This is a genomic window from Serratia sp. JUb9 (assembly GCF_014298095.1).
Classification (GTDB): domain Bacteria; phylum Pseudomonadota; class Gammaproteobacteria; order Enterobacterales; family Enterobacteriaceae; genus Serratia_B; species Serratia_B rhizosphaerae.
Genome location: NZ_CP060416.1, coordinates 3542916 through 3563215 on the forward strand (window position 1 = coordinate 3542916; position 20300 = coordinate 3563215).

19 protein-coding genes and 1 pseudogene are annotated in these 20300 nt (G+C 62.9%); 7 read left to right on the forward strand and 13 right to left on the reverse strand.

What is annotated here, in order from left to right; genetic code table 11:
- Positions 1–27: 27 nt before the first annotated feature.
- The 3 genes from HF675_RS16650 to HF675_RS16660 form a co-directional block, all read right to left on the reverse strand.
- A complete protein-coding gene (locus HF675_RS16650; RefSeq protein WP_370446974.1) occupies positions 28–399 on the reverse strand; it encodes a DUF1493 family protein in 372 nt (123 codons plus the stop codon).
- A gap of 72 nt (positions 400–471) precedes the next feature.
- Positions 472–1104: a LysE family translocator gene (locus HF675_RS16655; protein WP_111737498.1), complete on the reverse strand. Its 633-nt coding sequence runs from the start codon at positions 1102–1104 to the stop codon at positions 472–474.
- Between the two features lie 41 nt (positions 1105–1145).
- Positions 1146–2084 carry a DMT family transporter gene (locus HF675_RS16660; RefSeq protein WP_111737499.1) on the reverse strand — a complete coding sequence of 313 codons (939 nt, stop codon included), beginning with the start codon at positions 2082–2084 and terminating at the stop codon, positions 1146–1148.
- Between the two features lie 136 nt (positions 2085–2220).
- Between HF675_RS16660 and HF675_RS16665 the strand changes: the two genes are divergently transcribed.
- Positions 2221–2658 carry an Lrp/AsnC family transcriptional regulator gene (locus tag HF675_RS16665; RefSeq protein ID WP_105230307.1) on the forward strand — a complete coding sequence of 146 codons (438 nt, stop codon included), beginning with the start codon at positions 2221–2223 and terminating at the stop codon, positions 2656–2658.
- On the opposite strand, the gene dinG is transcribed toward HF675_RS16665, so the two are convergent.
- Both dinG and HF675_RS16675 read right to left on the reverse strand, forming a co-directional pair.
- Complete coding sequence (dinG, locus tag HF675_RS16670) at positions 2655–4856, reverse strand: ATP-dependent DNA helicase DinG (RefSeq protein WP_187043451.1); 2202 nt, start codon at positions 4854–4856, stop codon at positions 2655–2657. The two genes, HF675_RS16665 and dinG, sit on opposite strands and share 4 nt — an antisense overlap.
- 103 nt (positions 4857–4959) lie before the next feature.
- Positions 4960–5613 (reverse strand): glutathione S-transferase family protein, encoded by a 654-nt coding sequence (locus tag HF675_RS16675; protein WP_105230305.1) that lies wholly within the window; start codon positions 5611–5613, stop codon positions 4960–4962.
- Between the two features lie 302 nt (positions 5614–5915).
- Here HF675_RS16675 and ompC point away from each other — a divergent pair, with 302 nt between their 5' ends.
- Positions 5916–7013 (forward strand): porin OmpC, encoded by a 1098-nt coding sequence (gene ompC / locus HF675_RS16680; protein ID WP_105230304.1) that lies wholly within the window; start codon positions 5916–5918, stop codon positions 7011–7013.
- 86 nt (positions 7014–7099) lie between these two features.
- Here ompC and HF675_RS16685 read toward each other — a convergent pair whose 3' ends face one another.
- A complete protein-coding gene (locus HF675_RS16685) occupies positions 7100–8575 on the reverse strand; it encodes an MFS transporter (RefSeq protein ID WP_187043452.1) in 1476 nt (491 codons plus the stop codon).
- A 103-nt stretch (positions 8576–8678) separates the two neighbouring features.
- On the opposite strand from HF675_RS16685, the gene HF675_RS16690 reads away from it, so the two are divergent.
- The 3 genes from HF675_RS16690 (at position 8679) to HF675_RS16700 (ending at position 10295) form a co-directional block, all read left to right on the forward strand.
- The gene (locus HF675_RS16690) at positions 8679–9332 is read left to right on the forward strand and encodes a metalloregulator ArsR/SmtB family transcription factor (protein ID WP_187043453.1); all 654 of its coding nucleotides are present in this window, start codon (positions 8679–8681) and stop codon (positions 9330–9332) included.
- A 174-nt stretch (positions 9333–9506) separates the two neighbouring features.
- A complete protein-coding gene (locus tag HF675_RS16695) occupies positions 9507–10001 on the forward strand; it encodes a DUF2878 domain-containing protein (protein ID WP_187043454.1) in 495 nt (164 codons plus the stop codon).
- A 120-nt stretch (positions 10002–10121) separates the two neighbouring features.
- The gene (locus HF675_RS16700) at positions 10122–10295 is read left to right on the forward strand and encodes a hypothetical protein (RefSeq protein ID WP_172606301.1); all 174 of its coding nucleotides are present in this window, start codon (positions 10122–10124) and stop codon (positions 10293–10295) included.
- A gap of 12 nt (positions 10296–10307) precedes the next feature.
- Here HF675_RS16700 and HF675_RS16705 read toward each other — a convergent pair whose 3' ends face one another.
- From HF675_RS16705 to HF675_RS23980, 6 genes and pseudogenes are all read right to left on the reverse strand, one after another.
- Positions 10308–11084, reverse strand: a complete 777-nt coding sequence (locus HF675_RS16705) for a phosphate/phosphite/phosphonate ABC transporter substrate-binding protein (protein WP_105230300.1) — start codon at positions 11082–11084, stop codon at positions 10308–10310.
- A gap of 62 nt (positions 11085–11146) precedes the next feature.
- On the reverse strand, positions 11147–11887 hold the full coding sequence (locus HF675_RS16710) for an ABC transporter permease (protein ID WP_105230299.1): 741 nt from the start codon (positions 11885–11887) through the stop codon (positions 11147–11149).
- Positions 11884–12822 carry an ABC transporter ATP-binding protein gene (locus HF675_RS16715; protein ID WP_105230298.1) on the reverse strand — a complete coding sequence of 313 codons (939 nt, stop codon included), beginning with the start codon at positions 12820–12822 and terminating at the stop codon, positions 11884–11886. The genes HF675_RS16710 and HF675_RS16715 overlap by 4 nt, the downstream gene beginning before the upstream one ends.
- A complete protein-coding gene (locus HF675_RS16720) occupies positions 12819–13979 on the reverse strand; it encodes an ABC transporter permease (RefSeq protein ID WP_187043455.1) in 1161 nt (386 codons plus the stop codon). The genes HF675_RS16715 and HF675_RS16720 overlap by 4 nt, the downstream gene beginning before the upstream one ends.
- 82 nt (positions 13980–14061) lie before the next feature.
- Entirely contained in the window at positions 14062–14991 is a 930-nt protein-coding gene (locus tag HF675_RS16725; protein WP_111737505.1) for an ABC transporter substrate-binding protein, read from the reverse strand.
- A 147-nt stretch (positions 14992–15138) separates the two neighbouring features.
- Positions 15139–16184: pseudogene (locus tag HF675_RS23980) on the reverse strand (fatty acid desaturase).
- 146 nt (positions 16185–16330) lie between these two features.
- On the opposite strand from HF675_RS23980, the gene HF675_RS16735 reads away from it, so the two are divergent.
- Complete coding sequence (locus tag HF675_RS16735) at positions 16331–17371, forward strand: NAD(P)-dependent alcohol dehydrogenase (RefSeq protein ID WP_187043456.1); 1041 nt, start codon at positions 16331–16333, stop codon at positions 17369–17371.
- Between the two features lie 144 nt (positions 17372–17515).
- On the forward strand, positions 17516–19000 hold the full coding sequence (locus HF675_RS16740; RefSeq protein WP_187043457.1) for an MFS transporter: 1485 nt from the start codon (positions 17516–17518) through the stop codon (positions 18998–19000).
- Positions 19001–19124: 124 nt separating this feature from the next.
- Here HF675_RS16740 and HF675_RS16745 read toward each other — a convergent pair whose 3' ends face one another.
- Complete coding sequence (locus HF675_RS16745) at positions 19125–20264, reverse strand: Gfo/Idh/MocA family protein (RefSeq protein WP_111737508.1); 1140 nt, start codon at positions 20262–20264, stop codon at positions 19125–19127.
- Positions 20265–20300: the final 36 nt, after the last annotated feature.

Consider the following 20300-nt stretch of genomic DNA (forward strand, 5'->3'; position numbering starts at 1 on the left):
AGCTCTCCCTAATACAGAGAAACCAAACTACCCATCCACCCACCTTCCCGCCCTGGCAGACTCCATCAGCATGGCAATGGTAAGCGCTTCAGGCTCTTGATATTTTTTCCTCTTACCCCAGGGGCAAAGCCAGGCAATCACAGCGGAGGTTACGCTGATTTCCTGCGGCCAATACTTCATAAAGTTAAACCCTGAGCTGTCAACATTGAACAACTCAAAATACTCTTCCATGATTTCCAGGCCATCCTCCCAGATCCAGGGATACTTGCCCGTCGACAGGCTGGTGTCTGACGTCAGCGGTTTCTTCTTGCTGAAAGGCGTGCGCAGGTTCCACTTCGCATCGTACCAATCAAAAACTTGCTGGCCGATATCGGCGTTGTCCGGTTTTTTGTCCATCATCTGTCATCCTTAACCTGCCACCGCCCTGCTCCACCGGCAGCAATTACGGCCCCCGTAAACGGAGGCCTTCCCTCACGACTGCCGGCTGGACAGCAGCAGCTTGCACGCCAGCGCGGCGAACACTCCGCTCAGCAGATAGTTCGGCCAACGCGCGTTAATGCGGCGACCGGCAAAGCGGTTCTTCATGCCGCTGACCAGCATAATCACGCCGCCGTTGACCGCCAGCCCCACCAGATTCAGCACCGTCGCCAGCACCAGCATCTGCACCACCACCGAGCCGGCCTGCGGGTTGATAAACTGCGGGAACAGCGCCAGCACAAACAGCGCCATCTTGGGGTTAAGAATATTGGTCCACAGCCCCTGACGGAAGATGCGTCCGACCGCCACCGGCGCCAGACCGGCGGAAGCCTGCAGACTGCCGCCCGAACGCAGCGTTTTCCACGCCAGATACAGCAGATAGGCGGCCCCCATCACGCGCACCGCGTCATAGGCCAGCGGCATGACGACAAACAGCTGCGACAGCCCCAGCGCCGCCGCCAGCGCGTGGCAATAGGTGCCAAGCTGAATCCCCGCCAGTGAGGCGAAGCCGGCGCGTCGCCCCTGGCTGATGCTGCGCGAGGCGATAAGCAGCATATCCGGCCCGGGGGTGACGGTCAGCGCCAGACTGGCGGCGGAAAACAGCGCTAAGGTAGAGATGTCGATCATGATGTTCCCAATAAGGTTAGCCAAATGAGCAAGTTATTAATCTACCTCAGCGACGGCGTTTTTCCAGTTTCGGCGTGCGCAATGCCGCATTTTTCAGCCGCAGGCTGCGGCCGACGGCGTTCGCCCAGCAGGTTCATCCCGGCGGCGGCCAGCAGAATCAGCGCCGCGCCGGCCAGCTGAGCCAGCGACAGCTGGTGCGCAAAGGCCCAGCGGTCCACCAGCATGGCGGCGACCGGGTAGATAAACGACAGCGAACCGGTCAGGTGGGTCGGCAGCTTCTGGATGGCGCCGTACAACAGCACAAACATCAGCCCGGTGTGCACCACGCCCAGCGCCAGCAGCATGCTCCACTGCCCGGCGCTGGCGTCGGCGTGGAAGTCCACCAGCGGCAGCAGCATCAGCGCGCCGACGCTGACCTGAATCAACACGATCAACTGCGGCGGCGTACCGGTCAGGCGCTTGGCCGCCAGCGCCGTCAGCGCATAGAAAAACGCCGCCCCCAGCGCCAGCAAAATCCCCCACAGATACTGGCCGCCCGCGCCCGCCTGCTGCGGCTGCGCCAGCACCACCAGCATCATGCCGGCAAAGGCCAGCGCCAGCCACAGCAGCTTGCGCGCCGTCAGCCTTTCCCCCAGAAACAGCGCCCCCAGCCCCACCAACATAAACGGCTGGGTGTTATACACCGCCGTCGCGATGGAGATCGACGCATAGCGGTAGGCGCTGAACAGCAGCAGCCAGTTCACCACCAGCGCCATGCCGCCGGCAACGGCAATCAGCAGCGTCGCCCGCCGCAGCCCCGGCGCACGCAGCTGTCCGAGCAGGCCGCACACCAGCAACAGCGCCAGCGCGCCGATGGCGCAGCGCCAGAACACCACGTTAATCACCGGCTGGCCGGACATCAGCACAAACCAGCCAATCGAACCGGAAATCAGCATCGCTGCCACCATCTCCAGCGAACCGCGTTTTATCTCTGCCTTCATCGTCTGTATCCCCTGCGTCAGTGATTGCATTAGCTTGCAACCTTTTGCCGCTGCGCTCCATAGCCAAAATCAGGCAGATATGCTTAACTTCCTTTTTATTAAAGGCTGAATACATTACTTACCTAACAAGGTTGCTATGGATATTATCGATCACCAAATTCTGGCGCTGCTGGCGGAGGATGCGCGCATGTCGCTGAAAACGCTGAGCGCCAAAGTGGGGCTGTCTTCGCCGAGCACCTCAGAACGGTTGCGGCGGCTGGAGGAGAGCGGCGTGATTCAGGGCTACACCCTGAACGTGAATCTGCAGGCGCTGGGCTACAGTTTTCAGTCGCTGGTGCGCCTCAAGCCGCTGCCGGGCATGCTGAAGAAGGTGGAACAGATGATTGCCGCCATCCCGGAGGTGGTGGAGTGCGACAAGGTAACCGGTGAGGACTGCTTTATCGTGCGGCTGGCGACGCGCTCGCTGGAGCAGCTCGACCAGATCCTGGATCGGCTGGCCGAGCAGGCGCAGAGCAATACCTCGATTGTAAAAACCACGCCGGTGAAGCGCCGCCTGCCGCCGCTGGCCGTTTAACGGCGGCGACGGCGGGTGAACGGATTGCCCTTCTTTTTCTCTTTTTTGGCCGCGTCGGCGGCCGATTTCAGCGCCGCCAGATGCGCCTTGTCGGCCTCCGGCACCGCCCGCTGTTCAATGGGGAACACCGGCAGCGCCGCCAGCAGGCGTGAGCCGTAGTTTTTCGTCAGCAGGCGGCGGTCGTAAATCATGATTTCGCCATGGCACTGATTGCTGCGGATCAGCCGGCCGACCTGCTGGATCAGGTTAAACGAGGCGCTGGGCAGGCTCTGCACTTCAAACGGATAGCGCTTCAGGGTTTTCAGCCACTCGCCTTCGGTGAGGATCACCGGGCTGTCGATCGGCGGGAAGGCGATTTTGTGAATATGCACCTGCGTCAGCAGCTCGCCCTTCAGATCCAGCCCTTCGGCGAAAGACTGCAACCCCACCAGCACGCTGGCCACGCCCTTCTCCACCCGCTTGCGGTGCTCTTCCACCAGCCGGTAGCGCGGCTGATCGCCCTGCACCAGCAGCATCAGCCGTAAATCGGTGACGTAGCTGAGGAAGGTCTGCATCGCCCGGTTACTGCTGAACAGGATCAGCATGCCTTTGTGCTGCCCGCCGGCCACTTCGGCGCGGAAGCAGCGCGCCATCTCTTCCAGATGCTGCGCTTCATTAGCCATCGACGGTTCAAACTGCATGGCGGGAATCACGATTTTGCCCTGCTCGACGTGGTTGAACGGCGAGGAGAGCACCTCAAAGCGGTCGCCGGCCTTTTCGTTCAGGCCGCTCATCTCCTGCAGACGGGCGAAGCTGTTGAGCGAGCGCAGCGTCGCCGAGGTCACCACCACGTGCGGCACGTTGCGCCACAGCAGCTTCTCCAACTGGTCGCTGACGCGGATGCCGACGCAGTGCAGATACAGATGGGTAACGTTATCGCGCACCTCGCGCGTGACCCATTTGGAGATCGGCGCGTTGGAGGATTTATCCATCGCCGCCAGCTTCCACAGCTTGCTCATCGCTTCCAGATAACCCAATGTGCGGCTCATCTGCAGAATCGTGCGGTGCAGGCGCACAATATCGTGCTTGCCGGTCTGTTCGCTCAGGTCATTGAGGATAAACTCCGCCAGCCCGCGCAGCCCGTCGGTCAGTTTGAACAGCCGCGCGCAGCTCTCCACCATCTCCGGCGGCAGCGCGCCCATCTCAAAGCGGTGCTCTGCCGCCGCGCCGTCTCCCGGTAGGTAAGCGCTTACCTGATGCTCAAAGCCCTGCATCAGCTCGCGCAGCTCCTCGCAGTGGTTTTTCAGCCGTTCGATGTTCGCCAGCCCCGGCGGGTTCTTCGGCCGGTACTGGGTCATACACAGCTCCACCTGCCGCACGATCATATCCAGCTGCAGGTTGGCGGACAGCGCGGTGATTTCCCCTTCCATCTCCAGCGCGTCGCGCGCCACCTCCGGCAGGTGGTGGCCCTCGTCCAGCACCAGCAGCAGCTCTTTGGGATTAGGCAGTACCGATTCGCTCTCCAGCGCCGCCATCACCAGCGCGTGGTTGGCGACCACCACGTCGGCGCTCTCAATCTCTTTGCGCGCCAGATAAAACGGGCACTCGCGAATATAGTGGCAGTTACGCCCCAGACAGTTGGCCTTGTCGGTGCTCAGCTTGCTCCACAGCGTGTCGTCAATCGACAGCGAATAGTGGTCGCGCAGGCCGTCCCACTCGTGGCGGGCCAGGGATTTGGACAGTTTCTGGCACAACGCCTGCTCTTCGCCGTTGGAGGGCACCAGCTCATCCTCGTCGAGATACAGCATCAGATCGCCCTGCTCGGCGACGTCGGTGCCCATCGCCGCCAGGTTGCGCGGGCAGACGTAGCGCCGGCGGCCGAACGCGCCGGTAAACTTTAAGTCCGGGATGATTTTCTTCAGCAGCGGCAGGTCTTTACTGTAAATCTGGTCCTGCAGCGCCACGTTGGCGGTGCTGACCACCAGCGGTTTGCCTTCGTCGCGCCCGACGGCGATGCCGGGAATCAGGTACGACAGCGTCTTGCCGACGCCGGTCGGCGCTTCAATCGCCAGATGGCGCGAATAATCGCCCGCCAGCGTCTTGGCGACTTCGGCAATCATCTGCCGTTGCGGTGCGCGGGAAATAAAGTCCGGTATTTGCTGCTGCAGGGCTTTGTACCACTTGCCGATCTGATCTTTTACTGCGGAGGTGAGCGCCATTCAACTCTTATCTAAACGAAATGATGGCGCTATTGTCCCACAGACGACGCGCGCCGTCAGCACGGCGAAGCAACGCATCGTCCGCTTTGCGCTGCGCCGCGCATTATTCCAGCGGCGCAACATGGTCGAAATGCGCCTGGAACAGCGCATTCAGCAGCGGCAACTGCTCCACCCGACCGGCGATGGCGGTCAGCTGCGGGCAGTGCTGCAGGAACCAGCGGCGGCCGGGCCGCCAGTTGCACATCACGGCGATGTACAAATCCAGCGCGCTGAAGGTGCGGCCGAGAAACCACGGCCCGGCGTCGCTGGCGGCTGCGGCGCACTGCAGCCACAGCTGTTCGCGGCGCGGGGCGATCGCCTCCTCCAGCCGTTCCGGGTGGCGGGTCTTCGGCAGCCAGGTCTCCGGGTGGTCGCCATAGGTGAAGGTCGGGTAAATCGCGCTGTTGATAAACATCAGCCAGCGTAAAAAACGCGGCAGCGTCGCCGCGCCCGCCTCCGGCGCCAGTTCCGCATGGGGCGCGCGCGCATGCAGCAGCAGCACGATCGCCGCGCTCTCGGTCATCACTTCATTATTGGGCAGAATCAGGGTGGGCACTTCCCCCAGCGGATTGAGCCGCAGCAGACGCTCGCGCTCCGGGCTGTCCGCCGCGTAGTCCACCTCTTCATAGCCCCAGGGAAAGCCGGTCAGCTCCAGCGCGGCGGCGACGATGGTCGAACCGCAGCCGCGGCAGCCGAGCAAGGTGTAAGTATCACGCATAACTCCTCCGTAACGGCAGGGATCAGGGCGCATCCGCTGCGCTTACGCAGGCCGATTAGGCTGTTTCGCGCGCGCCGTCACTGCAGAGAGAACATGCGGCCGCGCTAGGTTTAACTGTAGACCAGCCGCCCCCGCCTTTCCCGTTCGGTTTTTCATCACTCAGCACAAATATAAATATTTTGTCATAAATGCATCACACAACCTTGGTAAAAAATCTGCGCTGCAATCATTCCGGCAGCCGACTAAATAACAGTCATAAATACTGGTGATAGCCTTTTCATTCAAAAAAAGCAGGGACAATTATGAAACGTCATCTTCTCGCCGTTATTATTCCGGCGCTTTTCATTGCACCTTCGACTTACGCAGCAGAAATTTATAATAAAGACGGCAATAAACTGGATCTGTACGGCAAAGTAAAAGGATTGCACTATTTTTCCGACGACGCCGACAGCGATGGGGATAAATCTTACGTCCGTTTTGGCTTTAAAGGCTCGACGCAAATTAATGACCAGCTGACCGGTTACGGCCAGTGGGAATACCACGTCGCCGTCAACCACGCCGAATCTGAAGGCAGCAAGGATACCAAAACCCGCCTCGGCTTCGCCGGCCTGAAGTTCGGTGATTACGGCTCCGTCGACTACGGCCGTAACTACGGCATTATCTACGACGTCGGCGCCTGGACCGATATGCTGCCGGAGTTCGGCGACGATGCCTATATCAAGACCGACAACTTTATGAACGGCCGCACCAACGGCGTCGCCACCTACCGTAACAACGACTTCTTCGGTTTGGTGGACGGGCTGAAATTCGCCGTCCAGTACCAGGGAAAAAATGAGAACGACGACCGTGCGGCCAGCAAGGCCAACGGCGACGGCTGGGGCCTGTCATCCAGCTACGAAGTAACTGACGGCCTGAGCGTCGGCGCCGCCTACGCCTCTTCCAACCGCACCAGCGCGCAGAAACTGGGTGATTACGGTAAAGGCGATAAAGCGGATATTTGGGCGGCCGGCGTCAAATATGACAACAATAATCTTTACCTGGCGGCCACCTATTCAGAAAGCCGTAATATCGTGCCAATTTCCGGCACCGCGACCATTAACCAGAGCAGCACGTCGGTAAAAGGCTTCGCCAATAAGGCACAGGGCTTTGAAGTGGTGGCGCAATATCAATTCGACTTCGGCCTGCGCCCGTCCATTGGCTATGTCCAGTCGAAAGGCAAAGATATTGAAAATATCGGCGATGCCGATCTGGTGAAATATATCGACGTCGGCGCCTATTATTATTTCAATAAAAACATGTCCACCTATGTGGATTATAAAATCAACCAGCTCGACAGCGACAATAAACTGGGCCTGTCAGACGACGACGTGGTCGCCGTCGGCCTGGTGTATCAGTTCTAAACGCACGTAACCACCACTGCGTCTCTTGTGGCTGCGGCCAGTTGATTTCCAGCGTTACTTTGCCGGGCCGGCTGCGCCCGGCTTTTTTATTTTCCGGCCGCCGGCGCTCTTTCATCCGTACACTCATCCGCCTCCGGATTGGCAACGGCCTCGTCCGCTGTCACACCGGGATAGGCACAGCGCCAGGCGTAATAGATCGCCGTCAGCGGCGCAATGGCAAACAGCAGGAACAGCCAGCGAGCGGCGGCGCTGACGCCTTCAACGCCGCCCGACGCGTTCAGACCGGCCAGATTGGCGATCATGCCGGCCAATGCCGCGCCAAACGCCGTGGCAAACAGCTGCACCGTGGTGATCGCCGCGCCGGCAATATCTTTGTCCGACGCCGGCGCGGTTTGCAGGATACGCGTTAGCAGATGCGGCCAGCCGATGCCGATGCCAAACCCCAGCAGCGTTAACAACGCGATCAGCGGTGCCAGCGCCGCCCAGCCACCGCCGGAAGGCGTCGGCATAAACAGCATCAGCCCCAGCAACCCCAACAGCACCAACAGCGGCCCGCTGACGATCGCCCGGCGGATGCCCGCGCCGCGCCAGCCGGAACTGACGATCTCCGACAGCGTCCAGCCGGCCGCGATCGTCGCCGTAATATAACCGGAACTCAGCGGCGACTGCCCGTGCAGGATCTGCAGAAAATACGGGACAAAAATATCGCTGGTCATGCCGATCACCAATAACGACACGGTAAGGTACAGCGACGCCTGCGTTGAACCGCGCCGCAGCGCGCCATGCGGCAACAGCCGGGCTCGGGCGTGTTTTTCACGCCGTAGCAGCCATACCATCAGCAACAGCGCCAACCCCATACCGCCGCCGTTGAGCCACAGGCTGTCCGCCAGGCTGCCGGCGGAAACGATCAGCACCGACGCCGCCAGCAGTCCCAGCTGCGCCAGCGGCAGCGGCGTCGCCGCCAGTTGCGCTTTGCCTTTGGGCAGAATCATGAAGGTGAACGCCGTATACGCCCCCATGATCGGCAACAACATGCCAAACGCCCAGCGCCAGGCGTGCAGCTCGGCAAAAATCCCGCCGATCGCCGGGCCGATCAGCGTGGCAATTCCCCACATGGCGGAAATCAGCGCCATAGCGCGCGGCCACAATGACGGCGGAAACACCAGATTGATCATCGCGTAGGACAGCGCAAACAGCATCCCGCCGCCAAACCCCTGCACCGTCCGGCCGATCAACATCACCGGCATCGACGGCGCCAGCGCGCACAGCAGCGCGCCAAACATGAAAAACAGCGATGCCGTCAGGTAGGCGTGACGTGCGCCATACCCGCTGAGCAGGCGCGCCGACAGGGTGGAACCGATAATCGACGCCACAACAAACAGCGTGGTGTTCCAGGCATACAGATTCAGCCCGCCGATATCCTGCACCACCGACGGTAAAATGGTGGTCGCTACCAGAATGTTAATCGCATGGAGCGCCACCCCCAATGACAACGCAGTCGCACTCGCTGCATTTTTGCCGGAGAACAAGTCTCGCCAGCCACTTTTAGCACCAGTTATCACGTTCAGCGTCCTGTTTTCAGAGTATAGGCATTGAGTTGAGGGTGAGATTGCGTTAAATTTAACAAGCGTTATCTTGGAATAATTAAGGGCAAGGCGGAGAAATATGTCAAGAATAAGCTTGGAAAATGGCGAGTGCACCGCACAATCTGTCAGCGACCGTTTACTGAAGCTATTGAAAACCCGCGGCCCGCAACAGGCCACCGAGGCCGGCAAAGTGCTGGGCACCACCGGTGAAGCGGCGCGTCAGCAGTTCGTTAAGCTGGCTAAAGAAGGCCTGGTGGAAGCTCGTGCCGAAACCCGCGGCGTCGGCCGCCCGGTGCAGCTGTGGCACCTGACCCCCGCCGGCAACGCCCAGTTCCCGGACTCGCACCCTGAACTGACGGTGCAACTGCTGCGCACCGTGCGCGACAAGCTCGGGGAGCAGGCGCTTGACGTCCTGATTGAAAGCCGCGAGCAAGAGACGCGCATCAACTATAAACAGGCGATGATCGGCGCCGTCACCCTGCAGGAGCGCGTCGCCCGTCTGGCGAAGGTGCGCTGCCACGAAGGCTATATGGCCGAATGGTGCGCGCTGGAAGACGGCAGCTATCAGCTGGTGGAAAACCACTGCCCGATTTGCGCCGCCGCCAGCGTATGTCAAGGTTTTTGCCGCGCCGAACTCAGTATTTTCCGTGAGGTGCTGCAGGCGCAGGTGGAGCGTATCGAGCACGTCCTGGCTGGCTCTCGCCGCTGCGCCTACCGTATTTCTGATTTATAACGCACCCAGTGCGGGAAAATTAGGAGACCGAGCAATTGTTCCATCACGTCTACTTATACTACGTTGAGCGCTGCCCCGCCGCCGCGCGCATCAACCAGGAGACGTAATGACCACTCAGCACCTGCCCCCGCTTAGCTCCCGCTCCCCCTCTTTGCACCAACGGTTTTCCGCACCATGAAGCTGCATGCCGGGTTCTGGCTGATCACGCTGTGCTTTGGCGCCTATTGGGGGCTGGCGCTGTTCGCGCGCGACCGGGCGGCGCTGGTGCTGGCGATTGGCGCCGTGGCCGCGCTGGCGCTGACCCCGCAGGTGCGGCGCAAATGGGCAGTGCTGGCGGCGCTGGCGGGCATTGCGATGGATGCATTCTGGTGTTACAGCGGCGTGTTGCAGTTTAGCGGCAGCACCGGCGTGCCCGTCTGGATGATGGCGCTGTGGCTTGCCTTCGGCTGCTGGTGGTGCTGGCTGATGCAGCTTATCCGCGCCTCCGCCTGGCCGACCGCCCTATTCGGTGCGGTCGCCGGGCCGCTCAGCTATCTGCTCAGTTGGAAGTTAAAGGCGTTCACGCCGCTGATCGCCCCGGACCTGCTGCTGCTGGCGCTCTCCGTCGGCTGGGCCGTCTACCTGCCCGCCGTCAGTTGGGCGCTCACGCGGTGCCGCAACGCCGCATAAACGCCCGGTACGCCCGATCCCGCCTGTCCGCGCTAACGTTGCGGACTTTTAACATTTCACTAAAGCCGCCGCAGGGACTATAATCTCCCGCTGTTTTAAGTAACCTGCGAAAACCGCCCCATGCTGAAAAAAGCGTTCGTCATCATTATCGCCCTGTGCGCCCTGGGTTCCCTCGGCGGCGTATTCCTCGCCGGCCTGAACATCTACACCCGCTCCACCACGCCGCAGCCGGAAGCCAGCAGCGAAAGCGCCGCTCCGTCCGTTACGCCGGCGCCGGTCGCGCAAGATCGTTAAACGTCAGGCCGCCTACAGCGTCGTGACGCCGGCAGCAGCGGCCTGCCGTTCCAGTTCGGCAATCACCTGATAGTCCGCCCGCGGCACCAGGCTGAAATCACCAATCAGCAGGCTATCGCTGGCCGGATCGCTGACCATCTCATTGGCCGCCGCACGCAGGATTTCCACCTGCCCCTGCGATGTGCCTGCGGCGGTGATCAGCGGCAGTCCCGGCACCGAGGCGGTGCGGCCGATGATTTTCACCCCGTGCAGCGCCTCCGGCTGCGCCCGGCGCAGCAGTTCCAGGCTGACGCTGTCGATGGCGGCAATATCCGCCTCGCCGCGCTGGATCATCTTCAGCGACTGGTAGTGCGCGCCGGAAGCCAGCGCCTTGCCGAAGAAACGCCCGTCCTGCGCCAGCGGCGCGATCAGTGCCCGCAGGCTGTTATAGCCGGACTGAGAGTCGGTGCTGTTATACGCCGCCGTGCGGCCGCGAAAGTCGGCCAGCCGTTCGCCGGGATCGTCCTCCCGCACCACCAGCCAACTGCTGTAATTAGGGCCGTTGCAGCCCTCGACCCGATAGTGATAGGTGCCGATCACCTGCACCTGCGGCAGATACGCCACCAGCGGGTAGCCGCAGGTCTGGCTGAGCAGCAAGTCCGGCTGCCGCCAGTGCCGCGCCAAATCCTGCGGCCACGTCAGCGTCTCCGGCGCTTCCAGCCCGTAGGCCTGCAGCCTGGCGCGCAGCGCACGCCAGAACGGTTCCACCTGTTGATGCGTCACGCCGTACATCGGTAAAGATACTTGCATCGCCACTCCCCCATCCCGTCTATCCTGATGGTCTGCACGGCGGCAGAACAGCCAACGCCGCGTCAGCCATGACGGATATGCCTTACCCAACGTTCAAACACCCTATCAACAATGATAGCCAGTAACGCCACAACCAGCGCGCCCTGAATCACATAGGCGGTATTAAACCCGCTCAGGCCGATAATAATCGGCGATCCGAGGGTTTTGGTGCCGACCGTCGAGGCGATGGCGGCGGTGCCGATATTAATGATCACCGAGGTGCGGATGCCGGCGAGGATCACCGGCGCGGCCAGCGGCAGCTCGACGCGCCACAGTACCTGCCAGGGACTCATGCCGACGCCGGTCGCCACTTCCCGCGCAGCGGGCGGCACCGCACCGATACCGGCCAGCGTGCCCTGCAGAATCGGCAACAGTCCGTACAGCACCAGCGCAATAATCGCCGGCTGCTCGCTGAAGCCCATCACCGGCACCGCCACCGCCAGCACCGCCACCGGCGGGAAAGTCTGCCCCACCGCTACCGCCGTTTCCACCAGCGAACGAAATTCCTGCCCGGCCGGCCGGGTGACCGCCACCCCGGCCGATACGCCGATCAGCACCGCAATCAGGCTGGAAATCCCCACCAGCGTCAGGTGAGCCAGCAACAGCGCAATAAAGCTGTCCTGCTGATAGACCGGCCGCTGCAGGTCGGGAAACCAGTAGGCGAACAGGCCGTGCAGCTGGTTCATGCCGAACACCAGCGCCAGCAGCAGCGCCGTCGCCCACGGCAGCGGGTCGCGCAGCCAGCGCCGCAGACGCCCGCTCATGACAGGGCCTGCTGCGGGGCAAGAAGATCGTGAAAATGCAGCACGCCGCGCGCCGCGCCCTGCTCGTCCACCACCGGCAGGCAGTCGCTGCCGCGGGCGACAAACACCGACAGCGCCTCGCGCAGGCTCATCGCCGTGCTGATCGGTTCGCCGTCGGCCTGCCCGGGACGTACCCGCTCGCCGACGTAGCCCAGCGCCAGCAGTTTGATGCCGCGATCGCTGCGGCCGAAGAAGTCGCGCACAAAATCATTGGCCGGACGGGTCAGCATCTCCAGCGGCGTGCCCTGCTGCACCACCCGGCCGGCATCCATCAGCACCACCCGGTCCGCCAGCGCCAGCGCCTCGTCGATATCGTGCGTCACCAGCACGATGGTGCGGCCGGAAAGCTGATGAATGCGCGCCACCTCCGCCTGCAGCGCGGCGCGGGTCACCGGGTCGAGCGCGCCGAACGGCTCATCCATCAGCAGCACTTCGGGGTCGGCCGCCAGCGCCCGGGCGACGCCGACCCGCTGCTGCTGCCCGCCGGACAGCTGGTGCGGATAGCGGCGGCGGAACAGCGCCGGATCAAGATGCAGCAGCTCCATCAGCTCCGTGACCCGATCGCGGATGCGCGCCCGCGGCCACTTCAGCAGCTGCGGCACGGTGGCGATGTTCTCCTCCACCGTCCAGTGGGGGAACAGCCCGATGGACTGAATGGCATAGCCCATACGGCGTCGCAGATCCTGCGGTTTGAATTTGTGGATCTCTTCACCGGCGAAATAGATCTTGCCTTTATCGTGCTCAATCAGTCGGTTGATCATTTTCAGGGTGGTGGATTTACCGGAGCCGGAGGTGCCGATCAGCACGGTAAATTCCCCGGCGGCGATATTCAGCGACAAATCATCCACCGCGGCTTTGCCCTGAAACAGTTTGCTTACCTGGTCAAAGTTAATCATCGGCGGGTTGCTTCCAACATTGAAATTATCAGTTTAAACAGCGAGTCGACCACGACCGCCATCACGATCACCGGGATCACCCCGAGTAGCACCAGATCCAGCGCGCTGCTCAGCAGCCCCTGAAACACGATGGCGCCGAAGCCGCCGGCGCCAATCAGTGCGGCCACCACCGCCATGCCCACCGTCTGCACCGCCAGAATACGCACCCCGGTCAGCAGCAGCGGCAACGCCAGCGGCAGTTGCACGCGCGCAAAGATCTGGCCGCGCGTCATGCCCATGCCGCGGGCGGACTCAATCACGCTGGCCGGCACGCTCTGCAGCCCGGCGGTCACGCTGCGCACCAGCGGCAGCAGCGCATACATCACCAGCGCGACGATCGCCGGCGCCAGCCCGATACCGCTGACGCCGTGGCGCGCCAGCCACGGGAACGCCGCCGCCAGCCCGGCCAGCGGCGCGATCAGCAGGCCGAACAGCGCGATCGACGGCACCGTCTGGATAATGTTGAGCGTGGAGAACACCGGCGTCTGCCAGCGCGACGAGCGGAAACAGAGCACGCCGAGCGGCACGCCAATCGCCAGCGTCGGCAGCACGGTCAGCAGCAGAATGCTCAGGTGCTGCCACAGCGCGGCGTCGAACACTTCGCGCCGGTTGTGGTACTCCTTCAGCAGCGAGAGCGCATCCAACTGCTGGCTGAACAGCAGCCACAGCGCCGGCACCAGCGTCAGGGTATTGCCGACAATGCGCCACAGCGGCGAGGCGGTGATGCGCTCCATGGCATTCGCCGCCATCAGCAGGCACAGCGCCAGCGTCAGCCAGCAGCCGCCGCTCCAGGAGGTGCGCGCCAGCGCCGAGCCGTTCTGCGCCAGCTGACGTGCGGCATCGCCGCTCAGCCAGAGGCTCAGCGTCAGCAACGCCGAGGCGGCCAGCACCGTCAGCAACGCATAAACGCGCCGCGGCGGCAGCAGACTGAGCACCGCCAGCACCAGCAGCGGCGCCAGCAGCCACAGCGCGCGGCCGTGCAGCAGGGAGAGCAGTGAGATAGTTTGCCCGGACAGCAGGCGGTTGGGCGCATAGCTGAGGAAAGGCAGGCCAAACGCCGCGAGAAGTAACAGCAGAAACAGCGTCAACAGCACGCGGTTTTTTAGAACGGTAGTCAAAGAAACGCTCCGGCATCCTGGTGTATCCGCGTCGCCGGGGAGAAAGGAGCGCCTCCCCGGCGCGTTCGTTCATCGCGCGTTGTCAGCCTTTGACAAAGCCTTTCGCCTTCAGGTAGTTCGCCGCCACCTGTTTGGCGTCCTGCCCTTCCACCGCAATCTGCGCGTTCAGCTGCTGCAGCGTCGGGCCGTCCAGCGAGGCGAACACCGGTTTCAGCAGCGTGGCGATAGCGGCATGCTGTACCAGCGCGCTTTCGCGGATCACCGGCGCCGGCGCATAGATCGGCTGCACGCCCTGCGGATCCGCCAGAGTCTGCAGGCCCAGCGCCGCCACCGGGCCGTCGGTGCCGTAGGCCATGGCGGCATTCACGCCGGAGGTCTGTTCCGCCGCCGCCTTAATGGTGACCGCGGTATCGCCGCCGGCCAGCGACAGCAGCTGGTCCTGCTTCAGCGTAAAGCCGTAGGCTTTCTGGAACGCCGGCAGCGCGTCCGGCCGCTCGATAAACTCTGCCGAGGCCGCCAGCTTGAACGTGCCGCCGCCGTTAATCCACTTGCCCAGATCCGCCAGCGTTTTCAGCTGGTTGGCCGCCGCCACGTCCTGACGCACCGCAATGGTCCAGGTGTTGTTGGCCGGCGCCGGGTCCAGCCACACCAGTTTGTTTTTGTCGTAATCAAGCTGTTTCACTTTGGCGAAGCCGGCCTGCGCATTTTTCCACGCCGGATCTTTTTCATCCGCGAAGAAGAAGGCGCCGTTGCCGGTATATTCCGGGTAAATATCAATTTCGCCGGCGGTAATTGCGCCGCGCAGCACCTTGGTGGTGCCCAGCTGCAGTTTGTTGGTGGTTTTGATGCCGTTGGCTTCCAGCACCTGCACGATAATATTGCCCAGCAGCGAACCTTCGGTGTCGATTTTAGAGCCGACGCGTACCGAATCCGCCGCCTGTGCGCCGCCGGCCAGTGTGAACAGGCTCAGCGCCAACGCCAGAAAGCGTCCGCGCGGGGAGAGAAATGCCATGGTGTCGTCCTCTTGTCTGTTTTATAAAAACCGCTCCACCCGTCATACTTCAAGCCGCTGGTGCGTTGGCTGTGCTCAGTCACCCGAATCACTGACCAAAGTCAGCTCATCGGGATTCCTTCCCTTGCCGCCTTCCTGCAACTCGAATTATTTTGGGTATAAAACGCGCTTCCAGCGCGCGCTCAAGATTGCCGCCGTAGCGCCGGCGGCGTTCTGGTTCCCCTTACCGCCGGCGCCCGCCAGAAACGGATGCACGCCGACGTCGAGCGGCGTAACGGCATGCTGTTTGAACCAGCTGCCGTACCCCGGCACCACAAATCCCTGACTGCGCCGCCGGTAGGCGTCGCGCTCAGCCAGATAGACCTTGCGCAGGCCGTACCACGGCAGCCCGGGTAAATCGTGATGTACTAAATGATAGTTCAGATTGAGAAAAAGCAGCCGCCAGGGCCAGGCGGCCTCATTCAGCACCGAGCGCGCCGCCGCATCGCGTTCGGCTCGGTGTTCGTAAAATGAGCGGATTTTACCGATCGCCAGCGCCGGGTAGCTGACCAGCAGCAGATAAAACCAGGCGCAATGCCCTGCCGCTGCAGCCAGTACAGCAGCCACGCCAGCAGCGCGCCATGCAGCAGCCACATCGCCAGCGTGCGCCCGTCCCCCGCCGCCATGCGCCGCAGCGCGTCGGCCGTCAGCAGGCCGATATCCCACAGCGGCGACAGCAGCATCCGCCCCGGCAGGCAGTTGCGCAGCGCCGCCAGCCGCGGCAACAGCCGGGGAAAACGCCGCCACTGCGCCCGGGTGAAATAGTAGCTTTCCGGGTCGCGCCGCGGATCGGTGAGGTGCGGGTTGCGGTGATGGCGCAGATGCGTGTCGCGGTACAGCCCATAGGGATACCACACCGCAAGCGGCAGCAGGCCGAACAGCTGATTCAGCCATGGCCGGCGCGTGGGGTGGCCGTGAATCAGCTCATGCTGCAGCGACAGATAGCCGGTGGTGAACAGGATCAGCAGCGGCGTCGCCAGCCACGGCCCCAGCACGCGCCAGTACGCCGCCGTCAGAAACCAGCCGCCGTACACCGCCACGATGACGCCCCAGGTGGGCAGCTCCAGCCGCCACCACCACTGCCGGCGCAGCCGCTGAATCCAGCGGCGCTGACGGGCGTGCAGATAGTGGCAGTGACCGGCGGATTTAGGCATGCTGACGACTCGCAGTGAAAAATTTCATCCAGTATCAGCGAGGCGGATCGGCGCGCCAAATAACGAAACCGGCAAAGCTAAGTGAAAAAACGACGCAGCGGCAAGGGCTATACTTAACGCTGCGCGTCAATGCGAGCGGAGGTTCCATGACCGGAAAACGCCGCGCCGCCGTGACCACTTCGCCGGACGGCGCCTTACGCTTTGCTCCCCTGCGCCTGCGGCCGCCGCGGGCTGACGAGGTCGTGGTGCGTCTGGCCGGTTGCGGCATCTGCCATACCGATCTCAGTTGCCGCAGCGGCGTCGCCGCCGGTTCAATTCTCGGCCACGAGGGCGCCGGCATCGTCGAACGCGTCGGTAACGCGGTGCGCGCGGTGCAACCCGGCGATGCGGTGGTGCTCTCCTACAACTCCTGCGGCCGCTGCGCCGCCTGCCTCCGCCGCCATCCGGCCGGCTGCGAACACTTCTGGCGGCTTAACTTCGACTTCCAGCGGCTGGACGGCAGCAGCGGTTATCTGCCGCCGCTGCACGGCCACTTCTTCGGCCAGTCCGCCTTCGCCACCCACGCGCTGGCAAACGAGCGCAACCTGGTGCGGGTCGCAGGCGATCTGCCGCTGGCCACCCTGGCGCCGCTCGGCTGCGGGCTGCAGAGCGGCGCCGGGACGGTGATCAATTCGCTGAACCTGCAGGCCGGCGAGCGGCTGCTGATCCTCGGCGTCGGCGCCGTCGGTCTGGCGGCGGTGATGGCGGCAAAACTACGCGGCGCCGCCGCCATCGTGGCGCTGGACCATCAGCGCCAGCGTCTGGCCTGCGCCGGCGAACTGGGGGCTACGCAAACGCTGAGCGACGTGCGGCAGATTGCGCAGCTGCCTGCGCTGGATGCGGTGATCGACACCACCGGCGAACACGGCGTCATACAGGCGGCATGGCAGCGGCTGCGCCGTGGCGGCACGCTGGCGCTGCTGACCGGCGGCGGCGTGGTGAAATTTTCTCACGATCGGCGGATTATCAGCGTGATTCAGGGTGATGCCGTGCCGCAACAGTTTATCCCTTATCTGATCGCGCAGTGGCGCAGCGGCCATTTTCCCTTTGACCGGCTGCTGCGCTTCTACCCGTTCGGGGCCATCAATCAGGCGCTGGACGCCGCCCAGACGGGCGAGGCGATCAAAGCGGTGATTCGCTTTGACTAATCCCTGCGGAGTCAACGGTTAAATATTATTTAACATGATGATTTTTCAACATCTTCCGGTTGTATGCTTATAACCAGAAAGCATTGGTTTTCCCCGCGTGCGCGCCGCTAAGCTCGATGCTTTGCCTATCAGAAAATTATTATTATGACGACAGATATAGCGGCCCCCTCTGCCGCACCTTCTTCTGCAGGGAACGCCGACAGCGCCGGCGCAGCAAGCGTCACCATCCGCAATGCCGCCGACGTCTCGCGGCTGGTCAACAGCGGCGCGGCCAAACGCAGCGATGCGCGCATCGTGGTCGCCATCGCGCTGGGCGGCGTGTTTCTCGACGCGTACGATCTGGGCGCGCTGGCGTTCGGCATCAAGGACGTGGCGCGCGAGTTCAGCCTGTCCCCCACCGGCACCGGGCTGGTGGCCTCGGCCATTACCTTCGGCGCAATTATCGGCGCCTTTATCGGCGGCTACCTGACCGATAAAATCGGCCGCTACCGGGTATTTATGGCCGATATGTTTTTCTTTGTGGTGGCGGCGCTGGCCTGCGCCTTTGCGCCGAATGAGTGGGTGCTCGGCGGCGCGCGTTTCGTGATGGGGCTGGGAGTCGGCATCGATCTGCCGGTCGCCATGGCGTTTCTGGCCGAATTCTCCCGCCTGTCCGGCCGCGGCAACAAGGCGGCGCGCATCGCCATGTGGTGCCCGACCTGGTATGCGGCGATCAGTATTTCCTACCTGTTGGTGCTGCTGCTGTATGCGGTGCTGCCGGACGGCCACACCGACTGGCTGTGGCGGCTGATCCTCGGCTTCGGCGCGGTGCCCGCCCTGTTGATTATCGCCATCCGCAGCCGCTATATGAGCGAATCGCCGGTGTGGGCCGCCAATCAGGGCGATCTGCAGGGCGCCGCCGCCATCCTGCGCCGCTCCTACAATATCCATGCCCAGGTGGCCGAAGAGGCCGAGCACACGCCGGCGGCGCCGGCCAGACGCGCGGCCTGGCGCAACTACGGCGAACTGCTGAAAGGGGTGTACCTGCGGCGCACCGTGCTGGCGACCACCATCGCCATCGCCTCTTCCTTTGCCTATAACGCCGTCGCCTTCGGCCTGCCGGTGATCCTCTCCACCTTTTTGGCCCAGTCGATGCTCAGCACCATTCTGGTGTCGCTGGCGCTGAACCTGCTGTTCGCCTTCGCCGGCGGCCTGCTGGCGGTGCGTCTGGTGCCGACCTTCGGCGCCTGGAAAATGACGGTGCTGGGCTACGCCTGCCAGCTGGCGGCGCTGCTTGGGCTGGCGCTGGTCGGCCTGCCGGACGACGGCGGCGAAGCGGCCTTCTCCATCGGCATGCTGGCGCTGTTCCTGCTCGGCCAAGGCTTCGGCCCCGGTTCGCACAGCATGACCTTCGCCTCGCTGAGCTACCCCACCTCGCTGCGCGGCGTCGGCGTCGGTTTTAACCAGACGCTGATGCGCGCCAGCTCCACGCTGTCGCTGTTCCTGTTTCCGGTGCTGTCCGCCGCGCTAGGCACCGGCGTGTTCTGGGTGATTGCCCTGGCGCCGCTGGTCGGGCTGGTTGCCCTGCTGGCCATCCGCTGGGAGCCGGCCGGCTATGACGTCGACGCCGAGGATTTCCGCCCGGTTTAAGTCCTCCACACAGCGTGCATTACCCGTTTGTCTGACGGGGCAGGCTGCCGGCCTGATAACGCGGCAGCCTGCCAAGCTGATAACAAAATAAGTTAACAAGTTATTAAGCTATCAAGTTGTTCAGTTAGCAATTTAACCGATCCTGCACCTCCACCCAGCTGCGCTGCCCGGCGGATTCGGCGATGGCGTCCAGCACGCAGGAGACCTTCCAGCCCTCCTCAAAATCCGGCCACATGCGATCGCCGGCGGCGATGCCGTTGACCAAATCACGCACCTCGACGGTTTTCTGATCGTTAAAGCCGATACCGTGACCGGCGCTGATGCAGAAGGCCGCGTAGTCCGGGTGTTTCGGCCCCACCAGCAGGGTTTTAAACCCCTGCCGCTCCGCCGGTTCGTCGTGGCGGTACAGCTTCAGCTCCGCCATCCGCTCCTGGGTATAGCTGAGCGTGCCTTTGGTGCCGGTCACCACATAGGTCAGCCCCATTTTGCGGCCGCAGGCGATGCGTGAAGTTTCAATGGTGCCCATCGCCCCATTGGCAAAACGCACCAGCGCGCTGGCCTGATCCTCGTTCTCCACCGTGCACAGCCTTGATGGGTCGTTCGGATCCGGACGCTGTTTGATCACCGTCTGCATATCACCGGACACCGCGCTGATATCGCCCACCAAATAGTGCGCCATATTGACGATATGCGCCGCCAGATCCCCCAGCGCCCCCAATCCGGCGCTGGCCTTGCGGCAGTGCCAGTCAATCGGCGTGCGCGGATCCGCCAGATAATCCTCATTATGGGTGCCGTAAAAATGCACCACTTCGCCAATCTCGCCGTTGGCGATGATTTCACGCGCCAACTGGCTGGTGGGGTTCTTCATATAGTTAAAGCCCACCAGGGTTTTCACCCCGCGCTGGCGCGCCGCCAGCACCATTTCCGCCGCGTCGCGGGCGTCCAGCGCCAGCGGTTTCTCTGAATAGACGTGTTTGCCGTGGCGAATCGCCTCCAGCGCCATCTCCTTGTGCAGAAAGTTCGGCGCGCAGATATCCACCACGTCAATTGCCGGGTCGGCCACCAGCTGCCGCCAGTCGTCGGTGGCGCGCGCAAAGCCGAACTCCGCGGCGCGCTGACGCGCCAGCTCCGGCGTCACTTCCGCCAGCATCTCCAGCACCAGCTCCCCTTTCAGCGGGAATACCGTGCCCGCCTGCGCATAGGCAATGGCGTGGCAGCGGCCGATATAGCCGGTGCCGATCAATCCGATACGAACCTGTTTCATCCTCTCTTCCTCCCGCCTGACCTGCCGAACGACTCG